Source organism: Streptomyces sp. NPDC000151, from assembly GCF_040301705.1.
In the GTDB taxonomy this organism is placed as follows: Bacteria; Actinomycetota; Actinomycetes; order Streptomycetales; family Streptomycetaceae; genus Streptomyces.
Map to the genome: position 1 here is coordinate 1 of NZ_JBEPFC010000029.1, position 21,454 is coordinate 21,454.

The 21,454-nt window shown below is 73.4% G+C and carries 20 protein-coding genes and 1 riboswitch; of the genes, 11 read left to right on the forward strand and 9 right to left on the reverse strand.

The annotated features are described in order from the left end of the window. On the forward strand, positions 1 to 843 hold an 843-nt coding region (locus ABT381_RS11810), incomplete at its 5' end, for an amidase family protein (RefSeq protein WP_351591494.1). Positions 844 to 884: 41 nt separating this feature from the next. On the opposite strand, the gene ABT381_RS11815 is transcribed toward ABT381_RS11810, so the two are convergent. Beyond that, positions 885 to 1,364: an STAS domain-containing protein gene (locus ABT381_RS11815; RefSeq protein WP_351591497.1), complete on the reverse strand. Its 480-nt coding sequence runs from the start codon at positions 1,362 to 1,364 to the stop codon at positions 885 to 887. A 226-nt stretch (positions 1,365 to 1,590) separates the two neighbouring features. Here ABT381_RS11815 and ABT381_RS11820 point away from each other — a divergent pair, with 226 nt between their 5' ends. Further along, positions 1,591 to 1,974: a DUF3662 domain-containing protein gene (locus tag ABT381_RS11820; RefSeq protein ID WP_351591500.1), complete on the forward strand. Its 384-nt coding sequence runs from the start codon at positions 1,591 to 1,593 to the stop codon at positions 1,972 to 1,974. 52 nt (positions 1,975 to 2,026) lie between these two features. Continuing rightward, the gene (locus ABT381_RS11825; protein WP_351591503.1) at positions 2,027 to 2,830 is read left to right on the forward strand and encodes a dienelactone hydrolase family protein; all 804 of its coding nucleotides are present in this window, start codon (positions 2,027 to 2,029) and stop codon (positions 2,828 to 2,830) included. Positions 2,831 to 2,881: 51 nt separating this feature from the next. Here the strand turns inward: ABT381_RS11825 and ABT381_RS11830 are convergent, their stop codons facing one another. Then, entirely contained in the window at positions 2,882 to 4,516 is a 1,635-nt protein-coding gene (locus ABT381_RS11830; protein ID WP_351591506.1) for a penicillin-binding transpeptidase domain-containing protein, read from the reverse strand. Positions 4,517 to 4,551: 35 nt separating this feature from the next. Then, complete coding sequence (locus ABT381_RS11835) at positions 4,552 to 4,992, reverse strand: hypothetical protein (protein WP_351591509.1); 441 nt, start codon at positions 4,990 to 4,992, stop codon at positions 4,552 to 4,554. Positions 4,993 to 5,440: 448 nt separating this feature from the next. Here ABT381_RS11835 and ABT381_RS11840 point away from each other — a divergent pair, with 448 nt between their 5' ends. From ABT381_RS11840 to ABT381_RS11855, 4 genes are all read left to right on the forward strand, one after another. Continuing rightward, positions 5,441 to 6,184, forward strand: a complete 744-nt coding sequence (locus ABT381_RS11840; protein ID WP_351591512.1) for a GNAT family N-acetyltransferase — start codon at positions 5,441 to 5,443, stop codon at positions 6,182 to 6,184. 198 nt (positions 6,185 to 6,382) lie between these two features. Next, positions 6,383 to 7,180 (forward strand): GNAT family N-acetyltransferase, encoded by a 798-nt coding sequence (locus ABT381_RS11845; RefSeq protein WP_351591515.1) that lies wholly within the window; start codon positions 6,383 to 6,385, stop codon positions 7,178 to 7,180. Further along, positions 7,177 to 7,977: a lysophospholipid acyltransferase family protein gene (locus tag ABT381_RS11850; protein WP_351591518.1), complete on the forward strand. Its 801-nt coding sequence runs from the start codon at positions 7,177 to 7,179 to the stop codon at positions 7,975 to 7,977. Before ABT381_RS11845 ends, ABT381_RS11850 begins: the two co-directional genes overlap by 4 nt. Beyond that, positions 7,970 to 8,620 (forward strand): DedA family protein, encoded by a 651-nt coding sequence (locus ABT381_RS11855; RefSeq protein ID WP_351591521.1) that lies wholly within the window; start codon positions 7,970 to 7,972, stop codon positions 8,618 to 8,620. Before ABT381_RS11850 ends, ABT381_RS11855 begins: the two co-directional genes overlap by 8 nt. Here the strand turns inward: ABT381_RS11855 and thiE are convergent. Both thiE and thiM read right to left on the reverse strand, forming a co-directional pair. Then, the gene (gene thiE, locus ABT381_RS11860; protein ID WP_351591524.1) at positions 8,590 to 9,267 is read right to left on the reverse strand and encodes a thiamine phosphate synthase; all 678 of its coding nucleotides are present in this window, start codon (positions 9,265 to 9,267) and stop codon (positions 8,590 to 8,592) included. The genes ABT381_RS11855 and thiE overlap by 31 nt on opposite strands. Continuing rightward, positions 9,264 to 10,106 carry a hydroxyethylthiazole kinase gene (gene thiM, locus ABT381_RS11865; protein WP_351591527.1) on the reverse strand — a complete coding sequence of 281 codons (843 nt, stop codon included), beginning with the start codon at positions 10,104 to 10,106 and terminating at the stop codon, positions 9,264 to 9,266. Before thiM ends, thiE begins: the two co-directional genes overlap by 4 nt. Before the next feature lie 4 nt (positions 10,107 to 10,110). Then, positions 10,111 to 10,206, reverse strand: a riboswitch (TPP riboswitch). 61 nt (positions 10,207 to 10,267) lie between these two features. Here thiM and ABT381_RS11870 point away from each other — a divergent pair. The 3 genes from ABT381_RS11870 (at position 10,268) to ABT381_RS11880 (ending at position 15,041) form a co-directional block, all read left to right on the forward strand. Further along, on the forward strand, positions 10,268 to 11,650 hold the full coding sequence (locus tag ABT381_RS11870; RefSeq protein ID WP_351591530.1) for a purine-cytosine permease family protein: 1,383 nt from the start codon (positions 10,268 to 10,270) through the stop codon (positions 11,648 to 11,650). 173 nt (positions 11,651 to 11,823) lie between these two features. Further along, positions 11,824 to 14,109 (forward strand): HelD family protein, encoded by a 2,286-nt coding sequence (locus ABT381_RS11875; RefSeq protein WP_502965705.1) that lies wholly within the window; start codon positions 11,824 to 11,826, stop codon positions 14,107 to 14,109. 158 nt (positions 14,110 to 14,267) lie between these two features. After that, a complete protein-coding gene (locus ABT381_RS11880) occupies positions 14,268 to 15,041 on the forward strand; it encodes an IclR family transcriptional regulator (RefSeq protein ID WP_351591625.1) in 774 nt (257 codons plus the stop codon). A gap of 27 nt (positions 15,042 to 15,068) precedes the next feature. Here the strand turns inward: ABT381_RS11880 and ABT381_RS11885 are convergent, their stop codons facing one another. Both ABT381_RS11885 and ABT381_RS11890 read right to left on the reverse strand, forming a co-directional pair. Further along, positions 15,069 to 16,445 (reverse strand): pyridoxal phosphate-dependent decarboxylase family protein, encoded by a 1,377-nt coding sequence (locus ABT381_RS11885; protein ID WP_351591533.1) that lies wholly within the window; start codon positions 16,443 to 16,445, stop codon positions 15,069 to 15,071. A gap of 119 nt (positions 16,446 to 16,564) precedes the next feature. After that, positions 16,565 to 17,335, reverse strand: coding sequence for a FadR/GntR family transcriptional regulator (locus ABT381_RS11890; RefSeq protein WP_351591536.1), 771 nt, complete (start codon positions 17,333 to 17,335; stop codon positions 16,565 to 16,567). A 123-nt stretch (positions 17,336 to 17,458) separates the two neighbouring features. Here ABT381_RS11890 and ABT381_RS11895 point away from each other — a divergent pair, with 123 nt between their 5' ends. Further along, complete coding sequence (locus tag ABT381_RS11895) at positions 17,459 to 18,799, forward strand: MFS transporter (RefSeq protein WP_351591539.1); 1,341 nt, start codon at positions 17,459 to 17,461, stop codon at positions 18,797 to 18,799. A gap of 112 nt (positions 18,800 to 18,911) precedes the next feature. On the opposite strand, the gene ABT381_RS11900 is transcribed toward ABT381_RS11895, so the two are convergent. Both ABT381_RS11900 and ABT381_RS11905 read right to left on the reverse strand, forming a co-directional pair. Beyond that, positions 18,912 to 19,760, reverse strand: a complete 849-nt coding sequence (locus ABT381_RS11900) for an SDR family oxidoreductase (protein WP_351591542.1) — start codon at positions 19,758 to 19,760, stop codon at positions 18,912 to 18,914. Then, positions 19,757 to 21,424: an FAD-binding dehydrogenase gene (locus tag ABT381_RS11905; RefSeq protein WP_351591545.1), complete on the reverse strand. Its 1,668-nt coding sequence runs from the start codon at positions 21,422 to 21,424 to the stop codon at positions 19,757 to 19,759. The genes ABT381_RS11900 and ABT381_RS11905 overlap by 4 nt, the downstream gene beginning before the upstream one ends. Between the last annotated feature and the right edge of the window lie 30 nt (positions 21,425 to 21,454).

Consider the following 21,454-nt stretch of genomic DNA (forward strand, 5'->3'; position numbering starts at 1 on the left):
GGACATACGCGTAACCCCTGGCGCGCCGACCGGACGCCCGGCGGCTCCTCGGCCGGGTCCGCCGCGGCGGTCGCGGCCGGTCTCGTACCGCTGGCCACGGGCAGCGACGGCGCGGGTTCGATCCGGATTCCCGCTGCCTGGTGCGGCGTGTTCGGCCTGAAGGTCACCAACGGCCTGCTGCCCTCGCCCGACCGCACGGGCCTCGCCGCGCCAGGAGTACTCACCCGGTGCGCGGCGGACGCGGCGGCGTATTGGGGTGTGGTGCGGGGGGCGTTGCGCACGCCGCCCGTGGACGAGGGCGGTGGCGCCGCCCTCACCGGCAGTGCGCCTCTTCCCGCCCTCTGGTCCGCCGATCTCGGCTTCGCCGAGCCGGATCCCGAACGGGTGGAGATCGTCCGTCGGGCGGCCGGCCGGCTCGCCGAGGCGGGCGTCGTCCGGCTCGTGGCCGAGGACGCGGTCCGCCTGACCGACCCCGGCTCCGCCTGGCTCGCCCTGCGTACACCGGGAGCGGACCCGACCGCCGCCGAGCGGGTACGCGCGGACAACGACCGCCGGCTCGCCGTCCTCTTCGCGCGCGCTCCGCTCCTGCTGACGCCCGCCACCCCGAATCCGCCGCACGGTCACGAGGGTCCGGGCGACCGCTACAGCACCGCGCTGACCTGGGCGTTCAACCTCAGTGGGCATCCGGCGGCGAGCATTCCGGCCGGTTTCGGTTCGGACGGCTGCCCCGCGGGCCTGCAGCTCGTGGCCGCGCACGGCGGCGAAACCCTCCTCCTCGCCGTCGCCGCCGCGGCGGAGCGGGCCGCCGGGCTGTGCGCGAGGGATCTCATGCCGGAGGGGTGAGGAATTCCAGGAGCGCGGCGAGGGCCGTGGACCGCCTGCTTTCAGGCCGGTGCCGACCCGGACCGGTACCCGTACGCCGGCCCCGACGGGCACGTCTGCTCCAAGGGGCTCGATTCCGGCGGACCCGGCGACCCCGGCGGGCCCGGCCAGCCGGGTCGCTCCTCCCGGGGCAGCGTGGCCAGCGCCTGGGCCACCGTGGGGAACGCGCGCAGCAGCTCGTCGGAGCCGGTGAGGTGCAGTACGCGGGCGACGTTGTGGCGTACGCGGGCCAGCAGCAGCCGGCCCTGTCGCCGCTCCAGGAGCCATTGCAGGCTGAGCAGGCAGTTCAGGCCGCGGGAGTCGCAGAAGGTGAGAGCGGCGCAGTCCAGGACGACATGGCGGTGGCCGCGGTCCAGGAAAGTACCGACGGAGGCGCGGAAGAGCTGCTCGGTAAAGTGATCGAGCTCGCCGCTGATCCGCAGCACCGCGCCCGCCTCACAGGAGGCGAGCGCGGTCATCTCTAAGCCGTCGGGAAGCGGCATCTGGCAACCTCATCGTGCGGGGAGATGTGGGGAGAGGTGAGCGACTCTCACGTTGCTGACAGTAGCGGGTCTTGTTCTTGGAAAGCGTGTGATTTCCTGCCAAGCGTGCCAATGGCCGGAATGGCTCCCTGGGCATGACAAGAGTGCTCCGGGCATGACAACGGCTCCCTGGGCATGACAAGCGCGGGCGGCGGGCACCCGGCGTGGCATGGGACTGCTCACGCAAATGGAAGACGCGGTGGAGCACTGGGAACACACCCTGGTCAATCGGGTGTTCCGGAGTGATCCGGTGCGGTTGGTCGATGCCCTGCGGCGCGAGTGCGACGACCACGCCGTCGTGTGCAGCGAGAGCCGGATACTGGTGCCCAACGCCTACGACATCGAGCTCGCCCGCTACGTCCACCAGGAGCTCGGCGAGCGGGACGAGCACGTCGGACGCGCGCTGACGGACGCCCTGGCCCGGCACGCGGCGGACCACGGCTACGAGTGGGCGGGGCCGCTCGCCGTCCATGTCGCCGAGACCAGGCACCGGCTCCCCAACGGGCGCTATCGCATTACCAGCCAAGCCCTGCCGCACATCGCCCCGGACGCCTTCGAGGCCCCCGCATGAGGCACGATGGTCGCCCGGGGAACGGTGACCCGGGAAACGGTGAGGAGAGGGCATGGCAGCGCAGACGGAGAACACGGGGAACACGGGGAACACGGCGAAGACGGAATCCAGGTCGGTGACGATCAGCACGCCGGACGGGGCGTGCGACGCGTTCGTCGCGTACCCGGAAGGGGGCGGCAGCCACCCCGCCGTGCTGTTCTACATGGACGCCATCGGCCTGCGTCCGGTGCTGGAGAACATGGCCCGCGAGCTCGCCTCGCACGGGTACTACGTGCTGCTGCCGAACCTCTTCTACCGGCACGGGAAGGCGCCCGTCGCCGAACTCCCCGACCTCAGCAGGCCGGAGGGCCGGGAGGCGTTCCTGGCGAAGATCATGCCGATGGTCCACGAGCTGACCCCGGAGCTCGGGATGCGCGACGCCGGCTGTTTCCTCGACTTCCTGGCCGGTCAGGAGGAGGTGCGTCCCGGTGCGGTGGGCCTGACGGGCTACTGCATGGGCGGCGTACTCTCGCTGCGCACCGCGGCGCGGTACCCGGACCGGGTCGCCGCCGCGGCGAGCTTCCACGGCGGCCACCTCGTCACCGAGGCGCCGGACAGCCCGCACCGGCTGGCCGGTGACGTCGAGGCGGAGCTGTACTTCGGGCACGCGTCCCAGGACGACAGCATGAACGCCGGGCACATCGCCGAGCTGGAGGCGGCGCTGGCGGCCGCGGGCACGACGTACCGCTCCGAGGTGTACCCGGACACCATCCACGGCTTCACCATGTCCGACACCGCCGCCTACAGCGAGGCGGGCCTGGCCCGGCACTGGGACGCGCTGCTGGACCTCTTCGCGCGCACGCTGAAGCCGGCCTGAGCCGAAGCGCCCCTGAGCTGAAGCCCTGGCCGAAGAGCCGAAGAACAGGCCCTAACCCGCGCGCAGTACCCGCGCCACGACCGGGCCCGCCGCGTCGCCGCCGTGGCCGCCGGACTGGACCAGGGCGGCGGCCGCGAGGTCGTCGCTGTAGCCGGTGAACCAGCTGTTGGACCGGGCCTGCCCGTCCTTCTCGGCGGAGCCGGTCTTCGCGCCCTTGTCCCCGCCGACGCCCGCCATCGCGGCGACCGCCGTGCCCCGGCCGACGGTCGCCGCGTGCATCATCTGCCGCAGCTGCCGGGCGACGGAGGGGGCCAGTGGGTGCGCGGTGGCCAGGGGCCGGCCGTCGAGCCCCTGCGGTACGAGAACGGGCTGCCGGAAGCCGCCGTTGACCACGGTCGCGGTGACGGACGCCATGGCCAGCGGGCTCATCTGGACCTTGCCCTGGCCGATGTACGAGGCGGCGGTCTCCACCCCGGACGACTCCGGGATGCTGCCGTCGAAGGACGGTATGCCGGTCTGCCAGTCGTCGCCGCCGAGCCCGAAGGAGTCCCGGGCCGTTGTGCCCAGCGCGGTGCCCGCGACGCCCTTGTCGTTGAGCGGCTTGACGGCCTTGATGAACGCGGTGTTGCAGGACCGGGCGAACGCGTCGGTGAGCGTGCCGTCCGGTATCGACAAGTCGTCGAGGTTGTGGAAGGTGTAGCCCTCCCAGGACACGGTCGGCGGGCAGGCGGCCCGGCCCGCCGCGTCGCCCACGCCGTTCTGCAGGATCATCGCGGCCGTGACGATCTTCATCGTGGAGCCCGGCGCCACTCTGCCCAGCATCGCCGCGTCGTAGCCGTCCGTACGGTTGTTGGCCACCGCGCGGATCTCGCCCGTGCTCGGCCGGACGGCCACGACCGACGACTCGTCGTACTCCTTCACCGCCAGCTCCGCCGCCGCCTGCACGTCCGCGTCCAGCGTCGTGTGCAGCGTCCCGGCCCGGCCCTTCCGGAGGGTGACCAGGGTGCGGGTGGTCTCGCCCTCCTCGTCCTCGATCCGCAGCCCGATGCTCCGCGTGCCGCCGGCCTCACTGCCGTACTTCTCCCGCAGGCCGTCCAGGACGGGCCCGAGCGAGGGGTAGCGCTCCTTGGTCAGTGGCCGGCCGCGGTGGTCGACGGCCTTGATCTCCGGCGCCGCGCCCGCGTCCGTGATCAGGTTCTCGCCCTCCTCGAGCCGCGGGTGCAGCACCGCGGGCCGCCAGTCCACCAGCGGCTTGTGCGTGGTCCGGCCGCGGACGACCCGCAGCTGGGAGGCGTACGACAGGGGTGCGGTCCGCCCCTTGTACGACACCTTCGCCGTGACCTTGTACGGAACGGTCGTGCCGGACCGCTCACCCGGCGTGATCACCAGGTGAGTGAGGTGCGCCTGGTGGTGGAATCCGGCCAGTTCGGTCCGGGCGACCTCCCGGTTGTCGGTGAGCGCGGCGGCGGCCGCGCTGTCACCCTTCGCCCAGGCGGCGAGGAAGTCCTTCGCCGTCTCCGAGGTCTCCTCGGCGCTGGGCGGGCCGGTCGGTACCGCCTGCGTGGTGCCGCCCGTGCCGCCGTACCCGGTGATCCCGTTCACCAGGTTGTAGCCGCCGTACAGCACGACCCCGCCCACCACGACGCACACCCCGCCGACAATGGTGGCCTTCACCCCGCTGCGCATTCCGCGTCCCCCTCCCCGAAGCCCCTTGAACAAGATCAAAGGGGCATTGAGAAGCACGGTACGGGGCGGACGCGATGAAAGGGACGTTCGAACGGAAGTCCGTTATCAGATAGCGATCCCGGCATACGGAGGCCGCTTCGGCGCGGCGCTGCCCGCGCGTCGGGCAGGCGTCTGCTCGGGGACGGGGCCACGGTGTCCGAGGCGTCGTACTCGACCGAGCAGTCCACCTCGTGGTGGGCGCAGAGGACCTGGGCCAGCCGGACGAGGGCGGCGGCACCGTCCGCCCGGCCCACCCGGTGCAGGTCGACGACGACCGCGCCGCTGCCCGGGCGGATGACGGCGTTGAGGAGCCGTCCCAGGTGCGGTTCGGCGGCCGGACGGATCGGCCGGTGCACCTCGATGACGGTGCGGTCGGCGTACCGGCGTACCGCGACCGGGGACGGGCCGATCCCGGCGTCCGCGCGGCCGGCCGCCACGGCGGTACCGGCCGGTCGGGCCACCCGGGAGGGCACCGATAAGTAGGCCGGCCGGAGCCGGCGGAGGACAGAGCTCCACAACGGGTGCAGGGTAGGGGCGGTCCACGTCATCGCGGTCTCCCTCGGCATCAAGACCTGTGGGACAAGCCGTCGCGGCCCGCCGTGCCGCGACGCGGGAGCGAGTGGGATTCTGCCACCCCTCCGCGCCCGGCGGACAGGGCCGCTCGGCCTCGTACTGGGACCGGCAGGCTCTGTTGGGCCCGGCGCCGGGGCGCGGTAGGGGAGCCTGCCGAATGGCGGGGACGAACGGTGTCTTTCGGCCGATGCCGGGTCCGGAGGGGCACTCGTAGCTTTCATGGTCGAGCGGCGCACCCGCCGTTCCGGCGGTGCTCGTCCGCCGGGCGTGCGTGCCGGCGCCGGCCGTCCCCAGGAAGGGAGAACATTTCTCATGCTCTCGGTATCCACCGCTGCCGCGGCCACCGGTTCCTACGTCACCTCCATCGCGGACACGACGGAGGAGATACGGGCCGCGCAGCGGCTGCGCCACCGGGTCTTCGGCGGGGAGCTGGGGGCCCGGCTGCGCACCCCGCTGGCCGGCCACGACGTCGACGGCTTCGACGCGTCGGCGGACCACCTGATCGTGACGGACACCGCCAGCGGCGAGGTGGTCGGCACCTACCGCCTGCTGCCCCCGGGGCGCAGCGAACGCTCGTACTCGGAGGGCGAGTTCGACCTGCGGGCGCTGCACGAGCTGCGCGGGCGGATGGTGGAGGCCGGGCGCTCGTGCGTGCACCCGGACCACCGGACCGGCGCGGTGATCAACCTGATGTGGGCGGCGCTCGCCCGGTACGTCCTGCTCTCCGGCCACCGCTACCTCGCGGGCTGCGCCTCCGTACCGCTGGCCGACGGCGGCCAGGCGGCCTGCCACGCCTGGCTGTTGGGGACGGCGAAGCATGCCTCCCCGGCCGATCTGCGGGTCCACCCGCACCGCGCGTGGACACCGCCGGGCGTGATCGAGAACGAGCCGAGTTACGCGCTGCTGCCGCCGCTGCTCCGCGGCTACCTCCGGGTCGGCGCCTGGATGTGCGGGGCACCGGCCCACGACCCGGAGTCCGACGTCGCGGACTTCTTTGTGCTGCTGGACATGGAGCGGATCGACGACCGCTACCGGCGCTTCTTCCTGGGGGAGTAGGGATAACCCTGGTACGTACCGGTGCCGGGCTCCTCCGGCCGACGGAACGGGACCCCTGACGAAGGTCAGGGGCCGCCTCGGACCTTCGGGCACTGCGGCGCGGCTCACCCGGCTCCTACCGTCGGTCGGGAACGGTGCGGGGACTTCGAGTACCCGTTCCCACGCCGTGGACACCCAGCGAACGGAGACCCCACACCCATGACCACGACGCCATCGACCGCGACGCCTTCGACCGTGACGTCATCGACCGCGACGCCGTCGACCGTGCAGGAAACCCGCTCCTACGTCACCTCCCTCGCGGACTCCACCGAGCAGATACGCGCCGCCCAGCGGCTCCGCCACAAGGTGTTCGGCGAGGAGCTGGGCGCCACCCTCGACCCGTCGCTGGCGGGCCACGACACGGACAGCTTCGACGGCCTCGCCGACCACCTGATCGTCACCGAGACGGTGACCGGCGAAGTGGTCGGCACCTACCGGCTGCTGCCGCCGGGACGCAGCGAACGCTCGTACTCGGAGGGCGAGTTCGACCTGAGCGCACTGGCCGGCATCCGGTCCCGGACGATCGAGGCGGGCCGCTCCTGCGTCCACCCCGACCACCGCTCCGGCGCGGTGATCAACCTGATGTGGGCCGCGCTCGCCCGGTACGTCCTGCTCTTCGGCCACCGCTACCTCGCGGGCTGCGCCTCGGTGCCGCTGGGCGACGGGGGCCGGGCGGCGGCGAACGCCTGGTCCCTGTGCGCCGACAAGCACGCCCCGCCCGCCGGCATGGCCGTCCGCCCGCACCGCCCCTGGCAGCCCGCCGGGCGGTCGGCGGACGCCGAGCCCGGATACGCCGGGCTGCCCCCGCTGTTCCGGGGATATCTGCGGCTGGGCGCCTGGGTGTGCGGGCCGCCCGCGCACGACCCGGAGTTCGGCGTCGCCGACTTCTTCGTCGTACTGGACATGGAGCAGCTCAACGACCGCTATTACCGCTATTTCCTCGGAGAGTCACGATGAGCCCCTGGGGCGTCACGTCACCCTGCACGCCCGGCTGCGCCGTACACGCCGTGCCGCACCTCTCCGGCGGAGAGCGGGCCGGGCGGTACGCGGCTCTGGCCTGCGCCTTGGGGCGCGGCATGGCGGCCGGGCCGCGCCTCGCCGACCCGCGGGTGATGCGGGTCAGGGCGCGCGCGGTGCTCCGCGCCCTCGGGCTGCGGCTGGAGAGCAGTACGCCGTCGCTGAGCGTGCCGCGCGGACCCGGCGGCCCGGGGACGCTCATCGTGGCGGACCACATCTCCTGGCTCGACGTCATCGCCCTGCTGGCGGTGGAGCCGTCGATGCCGCTGGCCAAGCGGGAGGTGGGCCAGTGGCCGGTCTTCGGGGAGCTGGCGCGCAAGGCGGGGGCGCAGTTCATCGACCGGGACGGGCTGCGCACGCTGCCGGGGGACGTGGCACAGCTCGCGGCCACGTTGCGCGGCGGCCGTTCGATGCTGGTGTTCCCGCAGGGCACGACCTGGTGCACAGAGTCGGGCGGCGGCTTCCGGCGGGCGACGTTCCAGGCCGCGATCGACGCGGGGGCGCCGGTCCGGCCGGTGACGATCACGTACCTGCAGCACGGCAGGCCCAGTACGGTGGCCGCGTTCCTCGGGGACGAGGACTTCGCGACCTCGCTGCACAGAGTGATCGGCGCGAGAGACCTCACGGTACGGGTCACCGCCCACCCGGAGCTGGACCCCGGGCGACGGGACCGGCGGGCGCTGGCCGCCGAGGCGCACGCGGCGATCTGCGGCACCCGGCCGCCGGTCCATGTCTGAGCTGTTCGACCAGTTCGCGGAGCTGGTCAGGACGCAGCTGGACTCGCCCTGGCTCTGGCTGATCGTGCTGCTGGTGGCCGGCCTGGACGCGCTGCTGCCGTTCATGCCGAGCGAGACGACGGTGGTGACGGTGGCCGTGCTGACCGGCGCCGACCTCCAACAGCTCGCGCTGCTGGCCCTGGTGGCGGCGCTGGGCGCGCTGGGCGGCGACTGCCTCGGCCACGCCATCGGCCGCTGGGCGGGACCGCGGGCCATCGACCGGCTGCTGCGCGGCGAGAAGGGCCGGCGACGGTACGCGTGGGCGCGGGCCATGGTCGGGCGGCACGCCACGACGCTGGTGGTGGCGGGCCGCTTCCTGCCGGGCGGTCGGGTGGCGTCCGCGCTGTCCACCGGCAGCCTGCGGTTCCCGCTGCGCCGCTTCGTCCTGCTGGACGCGGCCGGCGCCGCGCTGTGGGCCGTCACCAGCACCGCCATCGGGTACGTCGGCGGCGCGGCCTTCACCGAGGAACCGGTCAGCGGACTGCTGCTGGCCTTCGCCCTGGCGCTGGTGATCGTGACCGTACTGGAGACCGCGCGCCGGCTGACGGCCCGTCGGGGGCGGGGCACGGTGGCTCAGGAGGCCCGGCCCCACGCCTCCGCGTAAGCGCGCGCCGCCGTACGGGGGTCGGCGGCCGCGCAGATGCCCGAGACGACCGCGCCGCCCGCCGCGCCCGCGGCCCGCAGCGGCGCCATGTCCGCCACTGTCACCCCGCCGATCGCCACCGCCGGGAGCGGCGTGGGCGGCGCCAGCCGGGCGAAGCCCTCGATGCCCAGCTCCGGCGGCGCGTCCGCCTTGGTGCGGGTCGCGTGCAGCGCGCCGATGCCGACGTAGTCGACCCGGGCCCGTTCCCCGGCCGCGGCCCGCAGCTCGTCCTCCGTGGCGGCGCTCAGCCCGATCACCGCTTCCGGCCCGGTCAGCGCGCGGACGGCGGCCACCGGCAGATCGGACTGGCCGACGTGCACCCCGGTCACCCGCGCGCCGGCCGCGCGCGCCGCCAAGTACACGTCCACCCGGTCGTTGACGAACAGTGCGACCCGCTCCGGCAGTACCGCGGCGATGCGCAGCACCGTGCCGAGGAAGTCCCGGGCGGCACCGTCCTTCTCCCGTACCTGGACCGCGGTCACCCCGCCGGCCACGGCCTCGGCGACCGTGCCCGCCACGTCCCGGCCGCACGCGGCGGCCTGCGCCGCGTCGGTGACCAGGTACACGGAGAGGTCCGGCGGCGCGGGCAGATCCTCGTTCCCGCTCACGCCCACGAGACCGCCGCCCGCTTGGTGAGCGTGTCCTCGTCGAGGCCGTACAGCGCGTCCAGGAAGGCGGCGGCGAAGGTGCCGGGACCGTTGCTGCGCTCGGCCGCGACCTCGGCGGCCACGGTGTAGACCGTCACGGCGGCGACCGCGGCGACGAGCCGGTCACCGGACGGGGCCGGGGACGTCGAAGCGGGCGGGGCGAAGGCCGCCAGCACCGCGCCGAGCGCGCACCCGCCGCCGGTCACCCGGGTCAGCAGCGGGTCCCCGTTGGCGACCCGTACCGTCCGCTCGCCGTCGGTGAGCAGGTCGACCGGTCCGGAGACCGCGACCACGGCGCCCGTGGCGCGGGCCAGCGTGCCCGCGGCTTCGGCCGCCGACTCGACCTCGTCGGTGGCGTCCACCCCGCGCCCGCCGCCCCCGGTACCGGACAGCGCGATGATCTCCGAGGCGTTGCCGCGTACGACGGCCGGGCCCTGCGCGGCCAGCCGGTGCGCCAGCGCGGTCCGTACCGGCAGCGAGCCGATCGCCACCGGGTCCAGCACCCATGGTGTTCCCGCGGCGGCCGCGGACGCCACCGCCTCGGTCATGGCCGCGCGCTGCTCGGCGTGCGGCGTACCCACGTTGACCAGCAGCCCGGAAGCCGCCCCGGCGAACGGGCCGGCCTCCTCGGGGATGTCCACCATGGCCGGGGCGGCGCCCAGCGCGAGCAGCACGTTCGCGGTGAAGTTGGCAACGACCTGGTTGGTGAGGCACTGCACCAGTGGTGTTTCATGGCGTACGCGGATGAGCGCTTGCCGGGCAGTGGCAAGCAGGTCGTCGGCGGCGGCCGGACGCGTCATAGGGGCATTCCTTCTGTGACATCCCTTCGCTGGTGCGAGCCAGATCAGGTTCGACGGGTGTGATCTCAGCCCTTGAGAGGGGGCACCCCGTGTCTCGTGTGCCCCTCATGCTACTCGCACCCCGTTCCCGATCCGGAACCCCGACCTCCGCTGGAATCCCCATGACCATCGAGCGTCCCGTGTTCGACGGGCGTATGCCCGCCGGCGCCGGCGACCTGTCCGTCGAACGGCACGGCATCGGCCCGGTGCCCGAGAACAACCGCTACGGCCGCCCCGGCCGCCTGTTCACCGTCTGGTTCGCGCCCAACCTGACCATGACCGGGGTGTTCACCGGCACCGTGGGCATCGGCCTCGGGCTCGACTTCTGGACCGCGTTCGCCGCGATGGCGCTCGGCACGCTGCTCGGCGCGGCGCCCTCCGCCTACCTCGGTACGTGGGGCAGCCTCACCGGCACGGGGCAGCTGCCGCTGGCCCGGCTCGCCTTCGGCCGCGGCGTCGTGCTGCCCGGCGTCCTGCAGTGGCTGTCCTCCATCGCCTGGGACGCGCTGATCGGCCTCTTCGGCGGCGACGCGCTGGCCCGCCTGGCCGGCTGGCCCTTCTGGCTGGGCGCGCTGACCGTGCTGCTTCTCCAGGGCGTCGTCGGCGTCCTCGGATACGAGGCCATTCACCGCCTCCAGACCGTGATGACCTTCGTGCTCGGCGCGGCCTTCCTCGCGCTCAGCGTCAAGCTGCTCGACGGCGTCCCGCTGCCGTCGGCATCCACCGCGCACGGCGCCGACCGGGCCGGCGCCTTCCTGCTGACCACCGCGGTCGCGCTGAGCCTGGCGATCTCCTGGGCCCCGTACGCCTCGGACTTCAGCCGGTACCTGCCGCGCTCCGCGTCCCGGCAGCGGATGTTCTGGTACACGCTCCTCGGCATGGCCGCCGCGTACCTCTGGGTGCAGACGCTCGGCCTGTGGGCGGCGGGCCTGTTCACCGACCAGACGGCGGCGGGCGTGCAGAAGCTGCTCGGCGGCGGGGCGCTGGGCGCCTTCGGGCTGCTGGCCATCGCCGCCTCGGCGGTGTGCAGCAACGCCATGAACGACTACAGCGGTTCGCTGGCGCTCCAGACGGCCGGGGTCCGCATCCCGCGCCCGCTCGCCGCGGCCGTTGCCGCCGTGCTCGGCTTCCTGCTCGTGCTGTGGATGCACGCCGCCGACACCACGGCCCGCTTCCAGAACGTGCTGCTCTTCGTCGGCTACTGGATCCCCGGCTTCATCGGCGTCGTCGCGATCGACTGGCTCGCCCGAAGGAGGGCGCGCGGCGGCGCTCCGGTCGACGTGCACGCGGAGTTCGACCGGCCGCAGCCCTGGTGGCCGGCGGCCCTCGCCTTCGTCGCGGCCTTCGCCGTCGCCGTGCCGTTCATGGACACGTCCCTGTACGTCGGCCCGGTCGCGGAGGCGCTGCACGGCGGCGACCTGGCGTACTTCGTGGCCTTCGTGGTCTCGGTCGCCGTGTACGCCCCGCTGCGGCTGCGCCGCGTCCGCGGTGACCGACCGCGGTAACGGAAGCCCGGGCACAACAAAACCCCGGTCGCATTGGCGGCCGGGGTGGGTCTCCGCGTATATTGGGAGTTTCCATGCCTCGATAGAAACCTGGGCATGGCGAAGCTTTATGGAGTCATCTTAACCAGGCGGGAGCCGAATTGTCAATCCAGGTGCCGGGCGAAGAGTCGGACGTGCGGCCGGGCCGGTCCGCCGACGAGGAGACAGCCCACGCGGAAACGCGCCGCGAGCAGGAATTCATCGACATGCTCTACGAGCGCCTCGGCGAGCTGCGCGCCGGGGCGGGTGCCGCGGTGGAGGGCGCCCTGGCGGCGGCCGACACCGGCACGCTGCAGGCGCGGCTGGAGCGGGACGTGACCGTGGCCGAACAGGCCGGGCTGCTCGCCGCCTTCGACTCCGGTGAGAACGGCCTGTGCTTCGGCCGGCTCTCCTTCCGCGACGGCGCCGACCACCACATCGGGCGCATCGGCATCCGGCGCGACGACGCCGAGCGCACGCCCCTGGTCATCGACTGGCGCGCCGATGTCGCCCGCCCCTTCTACCTCGCCACCGGCCACACCCCGATGGGGCTGCGCCGCAGGCGCCACATCTCCACCGAGGGCCGGCGGGTCACCGCCCTGCACGACGAGATCATGGACCTCGCCGACACGGTGCGCACCGGCCACGAAGGTACCGACGCGGACACCGTGCTGCTCGCCGCGCTGGACGCGGCGCGCACCGGCCGGATGCACGACATCGTGCAGACCATCCAGGCCGAGCAGGACCGCATCATCCGCGCCCCGCACCGCGGCGTCATGGTCGTCGAGGGCGGCCCCGGCACCGGCAAGACCGTCGTCGCCCTGCACCGCGCCGCGTACCTGCTGTACGCGCACCGCGAGCTGCTCGCCCGCCGCGCGGTACTGATCGTCGGCCCCAACCCGGCGTTCCTCGGCTACATCGGAGAGGTGCTGCCCGCGCTCGGCGAGACCGGCGTGCTGCTCGCCTCGCCCGGCGAGCTCTTCCCGGGCGTCCACGCCACCGGCACGGACACGCCCGAGGCCGCCGCGGTCAAGGGCGACGCCGCGATGGCCGATGCCCTGGCCGCGTACGTACGGGACCGGCAGACCCTGCCCGATCCCGTCACCGTCATCCCGCACGAGGACGGCGACCTGCTGCTGGACGCGGACATCGTCCTGGAGGCCCGGCACCAGGCGCGCGAGACGAAGCTGCCGCACAACCTCGCCCGCCCGCACTTCGCCTTCCGCATCATCGACTCGCTGACCGCCCAGCTCGCCGACCGGCTCGGCGCCGACCCGTACGGTGGCCCCAACTTCCTCGGCCCCGACGACATCGCGCAGCTCGGCAAGGCCATCGCGGCCAGCGGCGAAGTGCACCGCGCGATCGGCGAACTGTGGCCCGTCCTCACCCCGCAGGAACTGGTCGCCGACTTCCTCGCCGACCCGGCGCATCTCCCCGAGGCCGACGCCGCCGCGATCCGTCGCGAGGGCGGCGAGTGGACCGCCGCCGACATCCCGCTGCTGGACGAGGCCGCCGAACTGCTCGGCGAGGACGACTCCGCGGCCCAGGCCGCCGCCGAGGCCGAGCGCCAGGAGCGCATCGCGTACGCGCAGGGCGTGCTGGACCTCTCGTACGGCTCCCGCACCCAGGAGTTCGAGGACAAGGACGACGAGGACTCGGAGGTGCTGGCCGCGCACGACCTGGTCGACGCCGAACGCCTCGCCGACCGGCACGAGGAGGCCGACCACCGCACCGCCGCCGAACGCGCCGCCGCCGACCGCACCTGGGCCTTCGGCCACATCATCGTCGACGAGGCGCAGGAGCTGTCCGCGATGATGTGGCGGCTGCTGATGCGCCGCTGCCCGACCCGCTCGATGACGCTGGTCGGCGACCCGGCGCAGACCGCCGAACCCGGCAGCTGCGGGACGTGGGAGTCGATCCTCGCGCCGTACGTCGGCGACCGCTGGGAGCACGTACGCCTCGGCGTCAACTACCGCACCCCCGCCGAGATCATGGCGGTCGCGGCGGCGGTGATCCGGGCCGCGTACGCCGGGACTCCGACGGCCGAGGCGTTCGAGCCGCCGCGCTCGGTCCGCTCCACCGGCGTACCGCCCTGGTCCCACCGCACCGACGACCTGCCGCGCGCGGTCGCCGAAGCGGTCGCCCGGGAGGCCGACGCCGAGGGCCGCCTCGCGGTCATCGCCCAGCGGCACCACCACGAAGCCCTGCTGGCCGCGCTCCCCGCCGCGTCCGCCGGTCCGACCCCCGACCTGACCAGCCCGGTCGTCCTTCTGGACCCGCGGCAGGCCAAGGGCCTGGAGTTCGACACGGTACTCGTGACGGAACCGGCCGAGTTCGGCGTGAGCGACCTCTATGTCGCCCTCACCCGGGCCACGCAGCGCATGGGCGTGCTGCACACCGAGGCGCTCCCGGCGGGCTTGGAGGCGCTGGAAGCGCGGTAGGCACGGGACGGGCGGTGAGACCGGCGGTCGACGGCCGGCGGCCGGTACGTCCCGGCCGTCGACAGCCGAACCCTCATCCCCCTACCCTGTGTTCGTCATTCCGACCATCGACCGGAATGACGAACACTGGCGACGGCGGCGGAGGGTGGGTGAACGGCATGGGGCGACTGGTCCCAGCGGTGACCCGGGCACTGGACATACTCGAACTGTTCCTGGAGGCGGACGGCCCGCAGTCGGCCCCCGACGTGGTGCGCAAGCTCCAGCTGCCGCGCACCACCGTGCACGAACTGCTCACCACCCTGGCGGCCCGCTCCTACCTGGTCCCCGTCCCCGACCAGCCGGGCCGCTACCGCCTCGGCGTCCGCGCGTACCAGCTCGGCAGCCGGTACGCCGAACAGCTCGACCTGGCGGCCGAGGGGCAGCGGGTGGCCCGCGAGGTGGCCGCCACCTGCGACGAGACGGTGCACGTCGCGATCCTGGAGGACACCGACGTCATCTACATCGCCAAGGTCGACTCCACGCACGCCGTCCGCATGGTCTCGGCGGCCGGCCGCCGGCTGCCGGCGCACTGCACGGCCGTCGGCAAGATGCTGCTCGCCGCGCTCCCCGATGCGGAGCTGGCCGCCCGCATCGAGGGCCGCGAACTGGTCGCCCTGACCCCCGGCAGCATTACTGCGCCGGACGCGCTGCGTACCGAACTCGCCGCCATCCGGGAGCGCGGCACCGCCACCGAGCACCGAGAGTCCAACCCGGACGTCTCCTGCGTCGCGGCCCCGGTCCGCGACAGCGCCGGCCGCGTCGTCGCCGCCCTCTCCGTCTCGGCCCCCATGATCCGCTGGACGGCCGACCGGGAGTCCGAGCTCGCCGAGCTGGCACTGAAGGGCGCGAACGACCTGTCGGTCAGCCTCGGCTACCGGCCGCGCCCCCGCTGACCCGCGTGCCCGTCGAGCCGCGCCCCATCAGCCGTCGGCGGTCAGCGAGTCGAGGATGTGGTCGACGGTCTGCTCCGTGAGGCCGGGGTGCAGGAAGGCGATGCGTACGACGGTCTCGCCCTCCCACACGGTCGGCGTGACGAAGGCCGTGCCGGCGGCGAGCAGCCGCTTGGACCAGGCGTAGTAGTCGCGCGGCTGCCAGCCGGTGCGGCGGAGCAGGACGACGGACAGCTCGGGCTCGCGGAGGAGTTCGAGGCCGTCGGTGCGCTCGGCGAGCCGGGCGGTGTACTGGGCGAGCCGGACGCCGCGGGCGACCGCGTCCCGGTACGCGTCCGTGCCGTGCACGGCGAGCGAGAACCACAGGGGCAGGCCGCGCGGGCGCCGCGTGAGGTGGTACGCGTAGTCGCTCGGGTTCCACTCCAGGTCGTCGGCGCCCGCGCCGTCCCCGTGGATCGCGTCGAGGTACGCGGCGTCCTGGGTGTGGACGGCCTTGGCCAGGCGCGGGTCCCGGTAGAGCAGCGCGCCGCAGTCGAAGGGCGCGAACATCCACTTGTGCGGGTCGACGACGAGCGAGTCGGCGTGCTCGATACCGGCCATCCGGGCGCGCAGTTCGGGGACGAAGAGGCCGCCGCCCCCGTACGCCGCGTCCACGTGGAACCACAGGTCGCGGGCGCGCGCCTGCGCGGCGACGCCCGCGAGGTCGTCGAGTATCCCGGCGTTGGTGGTGCCCGCGGTGGCGACGACGGCGACGACAGGCGCGCCGCCGTCGTGCTCGGCGGCCGCCAGGGCGATGCGGACGGCCTCGCCGGTGAGCCGGTGGTCCTCGGTCGGTACGACGAGGGCGTCGATGCCGAGGATGCGCAGGGTGTTGCCGACGGAGGAGTGCACCTGGTCGCTGACGGCGACGCGTACGGGCGCGTGTCCGGTGAGCCCGAGCCGGCGCCGGCCGGTGTCGCGGGCGACGACGAGTGCGGAGAGGTTGCCGGCCGAGCCGCCGCTGACGAAGCAGCCGCCGGCGCTCTCGGGAAGCCCGGCGAGATCCGCGAAGAGGCGCAGCACCTGGTTCTCGGCGGCGATGGCGCCGGCGGCCTCCAGCCAGGACACGCCGTGCAGGGACGCCCCGGAGACGACCATGTCGAAGAGGGCCGCCGCCTTGGTGGGCGCGCCGGGGATGAAGGCGAGGAAGGCGGGGTGGTCGCAGGATATGACGGCCGGCTCGATGTCCTCGGCGTACGTACGCAGGACCTCGGCGGCCGGCCGCGGGCCCGCGCCGATCGCCCCCTTGAGGGCGACGCCGAGTTCGGCGTGGTCGCCGGGGCGGCCGAGCGGCGGCTCGGGCAGGGCGATGCGGTGGCGGAGGTGGTCCATGACCTGACGGGTGAGGTCCTCGTCGTGGGTGTGCATGGGCTCCTACCTCCTGAGCGGGCGTCGGCATCGCCGTAAGGATTCTCTGATTGGATCCAATCGGATCCAATTCGGAGGGTATGGCGCCGCCCGAGCAAGGTCAAGCCGCTCCCGGCCCCTCAGCCCTGGCCCTCGAAGTGGTCGAGCAGAGTCAGGAACTGCCGGTAGGAGTCCTGCAGATGCTCCCGCATGCGGCGCTCCGCCGCCGCCCCGTCCCCGGCGAGCACGGCCAGCGCGATCGCCTCGTGCTCGTCACGGAAGACGCAGCCCAGCTCCGCCTCGGCGCCGTACACCACATGCCAGTCCGAGCGCAGCCACAGCGCATTGCCGCCCGCGAACATCTCCGAGCGGGCCCTGGCCACCGCCTCGTGCAGCACCTCGTTGCCGCCGGCGGCCGCGACGGCGAGGTGGAAGCGGCTGTCCACGCGGTGGTACGCGCCGATGTCGGGCAGCTCGCCGACCTCCGCGTCCAGCAGCTTCACCAGGTCCCGGCGGGCGCCGGTGGAGCCGCGCTCGGCGGCGAGCCGGGCCGCGAGCGGCTCGATGGCCTGCCGGTACTCCATGTAGTCGCGCAGCGTGGCCCGGATCTCGGCGGCCACCGCGCCCTGCGCTCCGGTGCCGGCGGTGCCCACGGGGGCGGCCTCGGCCACCCGGGTCCCGCCGCTGCGGCCGAGCGTGGTGACGACCAGGCCCTCCTCGGCGAGCAGCCGCAGGGCCTGGCGCACCGTGTTGCGGCCCGCACCGAACGCCGCGGCCAGCTCCCGCTCGCTGGGCAGCCGGTCGCCGGGCTCGAAGCCGCCGAGCGCGATGCGTTTGCGCAGCGCCTCGGCGACGAGGTCCCGCGAGGCGGACCGCCGCGCCCCGTCCCGTTCCGCGTCCGTGCCGTTCACCTGCGACCCCCGGTCGATTAAAGGGCTTTTCTCGGACCCTATTGACAGCCTTCCGGAGCGACCATACCGTCCCGTGCATCTTATTCGGGTCCGCACGGACCCATTCGGAAGGAGCACGGGAGCATGACTGCAGCCGCATCCGCCGAGAACGCCGAAGGTGCCGAGGACTCCGCACCACCACCGGGCGACGCCCCACCCCGCCGCGCCAACCCCTGGAAGGTCGCCGGCGCCTCGCTGATCGGTACCAGCGTGGAATGGTACGACTTCGGTATCTACGCGACCGCGTCCGCGCTGGTCTTCCCCGATCTCTTCTTCCCCGAGGCCGGCCCGGCGCTCGGCACCCTGCTCTCGTTCACCACGCTCTTCGTCGGCTCGCTCGGCCGCCCGCTCGGCGCGATCATCTTCGGGCACATCGGCGACCGGTACGGCCGCAAGAAGGCACTGATCTGGTCGATGCTGCTCATGGGGCTCGCCACCGTCGCCGTCGGCCTGCTGCCCGGCTACGCCACGCTCGGCGTCGCGGCGCCGCTCCTCCTCGTCCTGATACGGATGACGCAGTCGCTCGCCGTCGGCGGCGAATGGGGCGGCGCGGTGCTCTTCGCCGTCGAACACGCCCCGCCCCGCCGCCGCGCCTTCTTCGGCTCCTTCCCCCAAGTCGGCGACGGCGTCGGCTACTTCCTCTCCACCGGCGTCTTCTCGCTGGTCGCCCTCCTCGGGCACGACGCCCTGGTGGACTGGGCCTGGCGCGTCCCCTTCCTGCTCTCCGCCGTCCTCGTCCTGCTCGGCCTCGTCATCCGCTCCTCGATCGAGGAGTCACCCGAATTCGAAGCGGCGCGCGCGGCGGGGGAGAGCGAGGCGAAGCAGGCGGCGCCGGTCGTCGGCGTGGTGCGCGACGCCTGGCGCACCTGGCTGCTGGCCACCGGCGCCTTCCTGATCACGGTCGGCGGCTACTACGTGATCGTCACGTTCATGTCGACGTACGCGGTCGGGCAGCTCGGCTTCTCCGAGTCCGAGGCCGCGGGCGCCGGCACGGCGGCCTCCGTCGTCGTCATCGTCTGCACGCCGCTGGCCGCGCTCGCCGCCGACCGCTTCGGAATGCGCAGGCTGACCCTGGCGGGCATCCTGCTGCACCTCGTCGTCGCCTTCCCAATGTTCTGGCTCGCCGACACCCGTACGCTGGGCGGCCTGTGGGCGGCGATGTGCCTGCCGATGCTCGCCAGCACGATCGCGTACGCGTCGATCGGCACGCTGCTGTCGGGCTGGTTCGCGCCCCGCGTCCGCTACACCGGCCTCTCGATGAGCTTCCAGCTCGCGGGCCTGCTCGGCAGCGCGGCCCCGTCCGCGGCGACGTGGCTCTTCGCGTCAACAGGCAACTCCTGGACCCCGGTCGCCCTCGCCTTCGCCGCGATGGCCGCGCTCAGCGCGACGTGTCTCCTCCTGCACCGCGCTCCGCGCAGTACGTGAGAAACACCCCCCGCTGCCGCAAGCACCCCCAAGATGATCAGTGCGGCAGCCGCCAGCGTCCCGAGCTCCGCCCACCAGGGCCCTGAGTCGTCACCCCACTCGTCGGTCTGCCCTACTTCAGGCCGTGCGTCCGGGACACCAGGGACTCGGCGAGGCGGCGGGAGATCAGGCGGCGGAGGGTGAAGACGAGCGGGGCGCGGCTGCCCACCGCGTACAGGGGCTTGGGGCTGGGCGCCTCGACGGCCTTGAGGACCGTCGCCGCCACGGTCGCGGCGCTGATGCCCGTCGCCTCGTTGCGGTCGAGATGGGTCGAGACCGTACGGAAGGCGTCGGTGTACGGGGAGCCGTCGGCGAGGTAGCGGGTGCGGCGCTCGCTGATGCCGGTGTTGATGGAGCCCGGCTCGACGGTGGTCAACCAGACGCCGTACGGGGAGAGTTCGCGGCGGGCGGCGGTCGCGAACGCCTTGACGGCCGCCTTCGAGGCCACGTACGAGGAGCGGAAGGCCAGCGGGAAGCTGGCCAGCATGGAGCCGACCATGACGACCCGGCCGCTGCGCCGCTCCCGCATCCCCGGCAGCAGCAGTTGGGTCAGCCGCACCGCACCGAAGACATTGAGCTGAAAGAGCCGCTCCAGCGCGTCCATCGGCAGCTCTTCGAGGGCGGCGAGCTGGCTCTCGCCCGCGTTGTTGACCAGTACGTCGACCGGTCCCGCCGCCGCCGCGCACGCCTCGATGCTCGCCGGGTCGGTGAGGTCGAGCGCGAGATAGGCCGCGCCGGGCAGCCGCTCGGCCTCGGAGATCTTCTCGGGCGCGCGGCTGGTGGCGATCACGTGGTAACCGCGGTCCAGCAGGGCCCGGCAGACGGCCCGGCCGATGCCGGAGGAGGCACCGGTGACCAGCGCCGTACGCCGAGCCGTGTCACGTACCGCACCGCGTGTGTCACGTGCCGCGTCGCCCGTCACGCCAGGTCCTTCGCCAGCGCCCGGCCCGCCGCGCGGCCGGAGAAGATGCAGCCGCCGAGGAACGTGCCCTCCAGCGCGTTGTAGCCGTGCACCCCGCCGCCGCCGAAGCCGGCCACCTCGCCCGCCGCGTACAGCCCCTCGAAGGGCGTGCCGTCAGGGCGTACGACCTGCGCGTCCAGCGTGGTTTCCAGGCCGCCGAGCGTCTTACGGGTGAGCAGGTTCAGCCGTACGGCGATCAGCGGGCCGTGCGCCGGGTCCAGCAGCCGGTGCGGCTTGGCCACCCGCACGATCTTGTCCGCCAAGTAGGCACGCGCGTTGCGCACCGCCATCAGCTGCATGTCCTTGGAGTACGCCGAGCCCACCTCGCTGTCGCGGGCCACGACCTCCCGCCGCACCTGGTCGTAGTCCAGCTCGGGGCCGCTGCCCAGCGCGTTCATCCCGCTCACCAGGTCGCGCAGGTTGTCGCGGACGACGAAGTCCGCGCCGTGCTGCATGAACGCGGCCACCGGGCCGGTCGGACCCTTCTTCGTCCGGCCGAGCGTCATCTTGAGGTCCTTGCCGGTGAAGTCCGGGTTCTGCTCGGACCCCGAGAGCGCGAACTCCTTCTCGATGATCGACTGCGTGAGGATGAACCAGCTGTGATCGTGGCCGCCGGCCCGGATGTGCCGGAGCGTGCCGAGCGTGTCGAAGCCGGGGAAGTACGGGGGCGGCAGCCGCCGGCCCGTGGCGTCCAGCCAGAGCGAGGACGGGCCGGGGATGATCCGGATGGCGTGGTCCGGCCAGATCGGGTCCCAGTTCCGGATGCCCTCGACGTAGTGCCACATGCGGTCGCGGTTGACGATGCTGCCGCCCGCGCTCTCGGTGATCTCCAGCATCCGCCCGTCGACGTGCGCGGGCACCCCGCTGATCATCCGCTCCGGCGCCGGGCCGAGCCGGTCCACCGGCCAGTTCTTGCGCACCAGGTCCGGGTTGCCGCCGATGCCGCCCGAGGTGACGACCACGGCCTGCGCCCGCAGCTCGAACGAACCGGCCGCCGTACGCGAGGACTTCACACCCCGCGCCGCGTCCGATGGCTCCAGCACCGTGCCCCGGACGCCGACCGCCGCACCGTTCTCCACGATCAGCTCGTCCACCTGGTGCCGGTGCTTGAACGTCACCAGCCCGCGGTGCTCGGCCGCCAGCACCGGGTCGCGGAAGACGCGTACGACCTCCGGCCCCGTGCCCCACGTCAGATGGAAGCGCGGCACCGAATTGCCGTGCCCGGAGGCGAGTCCGGAACCCCGCTCGGCCCAGCCGACGTTCGGCATCAGCCGCAGCCCCAGCTCGTGCAGGTAGGCGCGCTTCTCCCCGGCGGCGAACTGGACGTACGCCTGCGCCCACTGGCGCGGCCAGTGGTCCTCCCGCTCCCGGTCAAAACCGGCCGAGCCCAACCAGTCCTTCAGCGCCAGCTCGTAGGAGTCCTTGATGCCCATCCGGCGCTGCTCGGGGCTGTTCACGAGGAACAGCCCGCCGAGCGACCAGAACGCCTGGCCGCCCAGGTTCGCCGCGCTCTCCTGATCCACGACGAGCACCTTGCGCCCGGCCCTGACCAGCTCGTACGTCGCGACGAGCCCGGCCAGTCCGGCCCCCACGACGATCACATCGGCCTGTTCGCGCTCACTCATTCCGAGCCCCTTCGCTCTGGACGCTCCCGC

Excerpts from the sequence above, each read along its gene's own strand:
- ABT381_RS11815 (WP_351591497.1), bottom strand. The coding sequence starts at position 1,364 with ATGCCGCTTCCCGACGGCTTAGAGATGACCGCGCTCGCCTCCTGTGAG.
- ABT381_RS11820 (WP_351591500.1), top strand. The coding sequence starts at position 1,591 with ATGGAAGACGCGGTGGAGCACTGGGAACACACCCTGGTCAATCGGGTG.
- ABT381_RS11825 (WP_351591503.1), top strand. The coding sequence starts at position 2,027 with ATGGCAGCGCAGACGGAGAACACGGGGAACACGGGGAACACGGCGAAG.
- ABT381_RS11830 (WP_351591506.1), bottom strand. The coding sequence starts at position 4,516 with ATGCGCAGCGGGGTGAAGGCCACCATTGTCGGCGGGGTGTGCGTCGTG.
- ABT381_RS11840 (WP_351591512.1), top strand. The coding sequence starts at position 5,441 with ATGCTCTCGGTATCCACCGCTGCCGCGGCCACCGGTTCCTACGTCACC.
- ABT381_RS11845 (WP_351591515.1), top strand. The coding sequence starts at position 6,383 with ATGACCACGACGCCATCGACCGCGACGCCTTCGACCGTGACGTCATCG.
- ABT381_RS11850 (WP_351591518.1), top strand. The coding sequence starts at position 7,177 with ATGAGCCCCTGGGGCGTCACGTCACCCTGCACGCCCGGCTGCGCCGTA.
- ABT381_RS11855 (WP_351591521.1), top strand. The coding sequence starts at position 7,970 with ATGTCTGAGCTGTTCGACCAGTTCGCGGAGCTGGTCAGGACGCAGCTG.
- thiM (WP_351591527.1), bottom strand. The coding sequence starts at position 10,106 with ATGACGCGTCCGGCCGCCGCCGACGACCTGCTTGCCACTGCCCGGCAA.
- ABT381_RS11870 (WP_351591530.1), top strand. The coding sequence starts at position 10,268 with ATGACCATCGAGCGTCCCGTGTTCGACGGGCGTATGCCCGCCGGCGCC.
- ABT381_RS11880 (WP_351591625.1), top strand. The coding sequence starts at position 14,268 with ATGGGGCGACTGGTCCCAGCGGTGACCCGGGCACTGGACATACTCGAA.
- ABT381_RS11885 (WP_351591533.1), bottom strand. The coding sequence starts at position 16,445 with ATGCACACCCACGACGAGGACCTCACCCGTCAGGTCATGGACCACCTC.
- ABT381_RS11895 (WP_351591539.1), top strand. The coding sequence starts at position 17,459 with ATGACTGCAGCCGCATCCGCCGAGAACGCCGAAGGTGCCGAGGACTCC.
- ABT381_RS11905 (WP_351591545.1), bottom strand. The coding sequence starts at position 21,424 with ATGAGTGAGCGCGAACAGGCCGATGTGATCGTCGTGGGGGCCGGACTG.